Raw genomic sequence first — 6,481 nt, 5'->3', positions numbered from 1 at the left:
TGCCGAACGTAAAGCACACCGGCAGCGATGTACCAGATGTGCAAAGTTTATAAGTTTTAATTCTGTAAACCGGCTGAAAAACCAGACTCGTCAGCTACTAGCTGTCGGGTGCTGCGACTTGTTCTGCTTGTTGTTTAACATAGGAAGTAAAGAAATTAGAACGATGATAAACAAAGGGTCTAAGATATCTTCTCTAAAATCAAAAGATATTTCTTTTTGTTCCCTACTAATGATTAAATCTAGCTTTGACTCCATCTCATTCAATTCCTGTTCAAGTTCTTGATATTCCTCTGACTTCTTATCTTTTTTTTGCAGATCAACTTTTAGTTCAGATAAGCGATTTTTCAGCATCTGCGCATCTTTTTGATAACTAGTATCCTCACGGAAAAATTTAGATATCGAGATAAATAAAGTTAATCCGAGAAGCAGATAAAGAATGATTTTGAGCGGGCGTTGTTGCATGGCTTATTTTTTTGCAGAACGTAAAGCACACCCGCGGCGATGTAACCGCTGATGCTAATATTAAAGTTTCAATTCTGATGAACAGAGGCCAAAGCCTGACCAGTCAGCTACTAGCCGTCGGGTGCTGCGACTTGTTAGCCCAATTTTTGAGGATGATTATCCACTTGCGAACATCGTCTTCTCAGGAACCTCTCCAAGCTCCCAATGCTTCATGATTCGAGATGAAGCACGACCAAACCTTTGATCACCATCATCCTCAGGCATCGGCTGAAGCAATTCTACCGAACCCGAATTCTTGTGTAATCTCATCAACCCACGATTAACCCCAACAACCATCCACCGTGACCGAAATCGAGGGTCTTTGTCCCAAACATCTGCCTCAAAGAAATAATCTTCAAAGTCTGGATTCTCTGCATCCCTGACAATGCCAATGCACTGTAAATCCAGTCGCCTACCGGGTTCAACATCATGATAGGTTCCCCTGACCTGAGGTCGTCTGCCGCCTTTGCAGGGCATACAAAGTCCACCTGTGATCTCCGCTGTTATCGGCATGATCTCAGTTCCGCAATTTTTGCATAACGTAGTGGAATCAGGCATATTATTATTGGCTAACGTAAAGTTCACCCGCGGCGATGAAACCGTAGATGAAATGATTAAAGTTTCAATACTCAAGGACAGTGGCAAAACCTGACACGGCAGCTACTAGCCGTCGGGTGCAACGACTTGTTAGCCCAGTTATTCTTCAGCATCTTCACAGTTCTGCAAACCACAGAACCGAGCTATACCTTCCCCCAAATACTCATGTGTCACCAAACTAATAGGCCTGAATGAATCACCATCATCTATGGAAATTCTCACCTCCAAATCCTGATTCTCGAATGTCTGAAGCTCTGAAATGAGTTCCTTTATGGTCTTTCCTCGTATGACCCATTCGGGATGTTTCTGTTTATCAGGCATTATCTTATATTGGCTAACGTAAAGCACACCGGCAGCGATGTACCAGTTGCGCAAAGATTATAAGTTTCAATTCTGTAAACCAGCCGAAAAACCTGGCCAGTCAGCTGCTAGCTGTCGGGTGCTGCGACTTGTTCGGCCACATTTTTAGNATGGAAATTCTCACCTCCAAATCCTGATTCTCGAATGTCTGAAGCTCTGAAATGAGTTCCTTTATGGTCTTTCCTCGTATGACCCATTCGGGATGTTTCTGTTTATCAGGCATTATCTTATATTGGCTAACGTAAAGTTCACCCGCAGCGATCAAAGCTCAGATAAACGATTAATGTTTCAATTTTGATTAACAGATTTCAAACCTGGCACGGTAGCTACTAGCTGTCGGGTGCAACGACTTGTTGGGTCATTTATTTTAGCTTTGGTTAAGGTGTAGCAGGGTCAACTTCTTTAAGCCTCGCCTTAAGGTCAGTCAAAAGCTTGCTATGTATCTTAGTCGCAGCTTCATTAGCCTTACGGCAACCAGCCTCCCAACCTAATCCTTCGTAATAAAACACACCATCCTTCATGGAGCGATAATAGTTGCCTAGCCCTTCCCCGCTTTTATATCCAGATATATTTAAACGAGTCAAAAGACCGCGAATATAACCAGCGCGATAATACGAGGAAAATCGTTGATTAGCTCTGATATCTTTCGGGATATCTTCATCCTTAAGATCAAGTCTGCCAGAATTGACAGCTTCACGATAGCGTTTTGAATACTCAACCTCAAACCTATCAAATATCGAATCAGTATCTTCAGCCAAACAGTTACATGCTAAAAACAGACTAAACAATATGACGACCGGGGTGTTCATATATTTTTTTTTACCCAACAGTGTATTGGGTGGAATTCTAGAATTGTTGTTTATTGTGGAATTCCACAATAGGTGTCCAATGTGGATTTACACATCACATCAATCTATCAAATTTCTATCAGAAATTTATTTGAAACCTATCAGATTTGGTTTAGTTTTAGATAGCAACAACGCATCTATAAATTATGAAAAATCGGCAGTCGATCAAAAAAGATTATTTCTACAGGCAATATGAACAAATCCTTATAAATCATGGGGTTCCAGACAATTGCCGAAAGTATTACCGAAAACATGTGGAACACTGGGGCCGATTTTTAAAAGCTCGCCGCTCAACAGTATCAGAGGGGGGTAAGCAAGGAGTCCGTAAAACGCAAAGCGAAAAAAATAAAGAAATGCGAGAGCATTTGGAGTCTTGGATTATAGAATTAAGTGGATATCCAGAAATTACTGACTGGCATTTAAGACAAAACATTGATGCAGTTAAGCTGGCACACCGAGAGATGAGAGGTGAGAAATGGGCACTGGAATGCGATTGGGGTGAACTTGTTGGGAATGCATTGTATTCCGCAGCAGACGAAGGAAAAATTGAGTCTCCGGTCAACATCGAAGAAATCATTCATCAAGCCGCTAAAAAAGGTCTTGGTGCAGAACGAGCCAATTTGGTGGGGCGGATGGTCTCTCAAATGAGGGTATCTCATTATGCTTACCGAACCGAAACGAGCTATCGAGAGTGGTTGGAGCGTTTTTTACTCTGGGGAGATCCAAATGGAGGTGAACCTACGGAGGGCGAGGCAAAGAGATTTCTCGGGGATCTTGCGATTCGTGATGATATTGCACAAAGCACACAAAAGCAGGGGGTCAACGCCCTCGGGTATCTTTTTAAGAAGGTGATGGGGATTGAGAACCCTGATTTTTCCGATTTTATCCGGGCGCGAAAGAAAAGGAGAATTCCCGTTGTGCTGTCCAAAGATGAGGTCAAGACACTGCTTAGTGTATCGTCAGGGTTTACTGGGCTGATGTTCAAATTGATGTATGGATCAGGCTTAAGATTAATGGAGTGTATGAGATTGAGGGTGAAGGATATCGATTTTGCCAATGGGCTCTTACTTGTCAGGGAAGGAAAAGGAGGTAAAGATCGAAGAACCCCGCTTCCGGAGAGTTTAATTCCAGAACTTCAAAGCCACCTTGAACAAATCAAGTTGATCTACCAAGAGGATCGTGAGGCTGGTATTGCCGGGGTGTGGTTGCCACATGCCCTCTCGAAAAAAATGAAGCACGCCTCAGAAGAGTGGATATGGTTTTGGCTTTTTCCTTCACCACGCTTGTCTCTGGACCCTCGGTCCAAAGAAATCAGGAGGCACCATTCGAACGAAAACACACCACAAAAGGCTATTAAGGTGGCTGCAAGGAAAGCCAATATCCATAAACGGGTGAGCTGCCATGTTCTGCGTCACAGTTTTGCGACACATTTACTCGAGGACGGGAGGGATATACGGACAGTCCAGGAGTTACTGGGGCATTTTGATGTTAAGACGACGGAGATTTATACGCACGTGATGAATAAACAAGCTGGCGGGGTGTCCAGTCCTTTGGATGATCTTTTGTAAGTGTTTATGACCGGGGAGCTGGTGGAGGCTTGAGGCCAAGCCTCCCTACCGGGGGTGGGTTTTACCGACGCCTGTCCGGGTGGTGGGTGTTTATGGCCGGGGGGAACTGGCGGAGGCTTGAGGCCAAGCCTCCCTACCGGGGGTGGGTTTTTCGAGGAATTGAACACGCTGCCGCCCTTGGTCGATTTACCTTTATCGAGTAAAAACCAGAGTGTCGAGTTAGGTGCATTTTTTGGAAATGATCACTCTTTCCGGCGGATAATCTGGTAGAAACGACAACTCAGGTCGAGATCAAAGTATTGGAATGTATGTTAGATCAAAATATGCACAGGCAATGGTAGGATTGGGGGAGTTGGGGAGTTGGGGAGTTGGGAAGTTGGGGAGTTGGGAAGTTGGGAAGTTGGGAAGTTGGGAAGTTGGGAAGTTGGGAAGTTGGGAAGTTGGGAAGTTGGGAAGTTGGGAAGTCGGGAAGTCGGGAAGTCGGGAAGTCGGGAAGTCGGGAAGTCGGGAAGTCGGGAAGTCGGGAAGTCGGGAAGTCGGGAAGTCGGGAAGTCGGGAAGTCGGGGAGTTGGGAGGTTTATTCTGTTTTGTCCAAGACCGCGTGGGTGGCCTTGAGGCCCTGGAGGGATTCGAGGTTTTTGGGGAATCGCTCGGCGCCACGCTGATAGGCGTCCAGAGCATCTTCGGGTTTCCCCTGCTGAAGGTAGGCTTCGGCCAGACGGTTGTCCATGGGACGCATGACGTAAGGCGGCATCATCATGGATGGGACGAGCTGTTTATCGCGGGCGGAGAGAAATCGACCAGTGGCAACAACCCGAGTGGCTTCAGGGCCATTCATGGCAATGAGCCCAAGCAATTCCTTATCGTAGATTGCCAGGCTGTTTCCAGCTTGAAGGTAATGGGAGTAATCACTGGCCTGGGTGGCACCTTTGGCAACCTGAGCCAAACTGATGATGTGTTTGAGGAAGAGGTCCCGGTGCATGCTTGAGGCTGCGTCGAGGTCTTTTTTTACGATGGCTTTCCGGCAACCAGCGTAGACCCGGATGGCATCGTTGTAGGCTCCTGCGAGGGTCGGAAATTGGGGGTGTTTGGCGAAAGCTTTAAGCTCTTCTTTGTCCGGCAGGGACTTGATGGCCCGTTCGATATCTTTGGCTGATCCCCTTGATAGGTAGAGTCTGGCAGGCAGGTTGTAGGCGCGCCACATCAGCATCCCATTCCCTAGCGAGCGGGGTCGCTCAGGGTCCAGTTTGATTTTACGCAGGGTGTTGGCTTGTTCGAGGGCACGGTCGATTTCACCAATCTGGTAGTAGCTGTTTGCGAGGTAACACTTGGCTTTGATGTAGCCATCGCAGTCGTTCACGCCAACACCTTCTTCTTTCATCCAATGCTGGTAGAGTTCCACCGATTTTGAGAAGGCCTCAATCGCCGGGCGGTAGTTTCCGGCACGGAATTCAAAGTGGCCAAGCATATGTTGCCATGACGGGAGGCTTGGGTCGATTTCAACAAGTTTTCGTGCATAGGGAAGGATTTCCTTTTCCATATCGATGGATTTCAAGGGAGCTTCCGCGAGGATGGAGAGCCAGATACCGATGGCCATCGGGTTATCCGGGTGTTTTTCGAGAAGCTGACGGGCCGTTGCAATGGCTTGTTTTTGAGCCGGGCTGGGGTCGCCAAAGGTATCGTAGCTATCCCGGGTGAGCAGAACTGCAAGGAGCTGGGCCTGGAGGAACTGCGGGTAGTCTTGCCCGAGTTGGAAAAACATTTTTCCGGCTCCCCGTGGGCTGGTGGAAACGAGGGTGGCCACGGCAGCGGCAAATTCTTTTTCCAGCGCCGGAAACCGGGCCACTTGGCCTGCTTGCTCCCGTTTTGTATCGATTTCCAAGAGGTCAAGGAGTCGGTCGACGGCCGCGCGGCGAAACTCGATGTATTCGTTGTGAGGGCGGGCAAGGGCAAGAGCAACGCCGGCGTAGGCCATGAGGCAGTCCGGGTCTTCTTGCAGGGCGATACAAAAATGCCGATAGGCTTCGAAGTCCCACTGGGCGTGGACCAAGGCGTATCCTTGTTTGACTGATTCCCGGGCTTTTTCAGAGGGTGAGGCAACAGGCACCCGGATACCGATAATCTTCGGTCTCGCCATGGGGACGGCCATGTTTTTGAGAATCGGAGAGATCACCATCTCCAGGGAGAAGGCTTTTTTTTCTTCATCGCCTGCCGGCTGTGCGGGAGCAACAGGGACGGGGTCGGCTATGGCCGATACGGCAAAAGAAATCAGGGAGATGCTAGCAAGTGTAACGGGGCTGCGCCAAATCATGTCGCAACTATCAACCAATCCCGGTCAGGCAACCAGTGGAAAATTGAGAATTGAGAGGGGAAAATTGAGAATGATTATAGGGCTGGTTTCTAATCAGCCTACTGGTATGGGGTAAGACGGGGAATCTGTTTGTTCCTTGGGTTGTCGACAGGATGGAATCCAATAGTGTTCGGCATGCATAGTGCTGGTTACAATGTGGCTGAAAGTCAGTTTGCTCATAAATAACACACGGAGTGTCTAAGTTATAATTTATAAGGAGCCCTTGATATCCGGGCACGACAATGGCCGCGAGGGAT

General features: G+C 47.6%; 5 protein-coding genes. 1 reads left to right on the top strand and 4 read right to left on the bottom strand.

The window, feature by feature from the left end:
• Nucleotides 1–90: 90 nt before the first annotated feature.
• The 3 genes from HW115_RS18995 to HW115_RS18985 all read right to left on the bottom strand — a co-directional run bounded on the left by HW115_RS18995 (nt 91) and on the right by HW115_RS18985 (nt 2,267).
• Nucleotides 91–462: a hypothetical protein gene (locus HW115_RS18995; protein ID WP_178935105.1), complete on the bottom strand. Its 372-nt coding sequence runs from the start codon at nt 460–462 to the stop codon at nt 91–93.
• Nucleotides 463–618: 156 nt separating this feature from the next.
• Nucleotides 619–1,134, bottom strand: coding sequence for a hypothetical protein (locus HW115_RS18990; RefSeq protein ID WP_178935103.1), 516 nt, complete (start codon nt 1,132–1,134; stop codon nt 619–621).
• Nucleotides 1,135–1,835: 701 nt separating this feature from the next.
• Nucleotides 1,836–2,267, bottom strand: a complete 432-nt coding sequence (locus HW115_RS18985; protein ID WP_178935101.1) for a hypothetical protein — start codon at nt 2,265–2,267, stop codon at nt 1,836–1,838.
• Between the two features lie 185 nt (nt 2,268–2,452).
• Here HW115_RS18985 and HW115_RS18980 point away from each other — a divergent pair, with 185 nt between their 5' ends.
• On the top strand, nt 2,453–3,874 hold the full coding sequence (locus HW115_RS18980) for an integron integrase (protein WP_178935099.1): 1,422 nt from the start codon (nt 2,453–2,455) through the stop codon (nt 3,872–3,874).
• Nucleotides 3,875–4,451: 577 nt separating this feature from the next.
• Here HW115_RS18980 and HW115_RS18975 read toward each other — a convergent pair.
• Entirely contained in the window at nt 4,452–6,185 is a 1,734-nt protein-coding gene (locus HW115_RS18975; RefSeq protein WP_178935097.1) for a tetratricopeptide repeat protein, read from the bottom strand.
• Nucleotides 6,186–6,481 lie beyond the last annotated feature (296 nt).

The sequence above is a fragment of the Oceaniferula marina genome (assembly GCF_013391475.1).
Taxonomy (GTDB): Bacteria; Verrucomicrobiota; Verrucomicrobiia; order Verrucomicrobiales; family Akkermansiaceae; genus Oceaniferula; species Oceaniferula marina.
The sequence above is the reverse complement of the archived record's forward strand: the minus strand, read 5'-3'. Positions and strand labels throughout refer to the sequence as shown.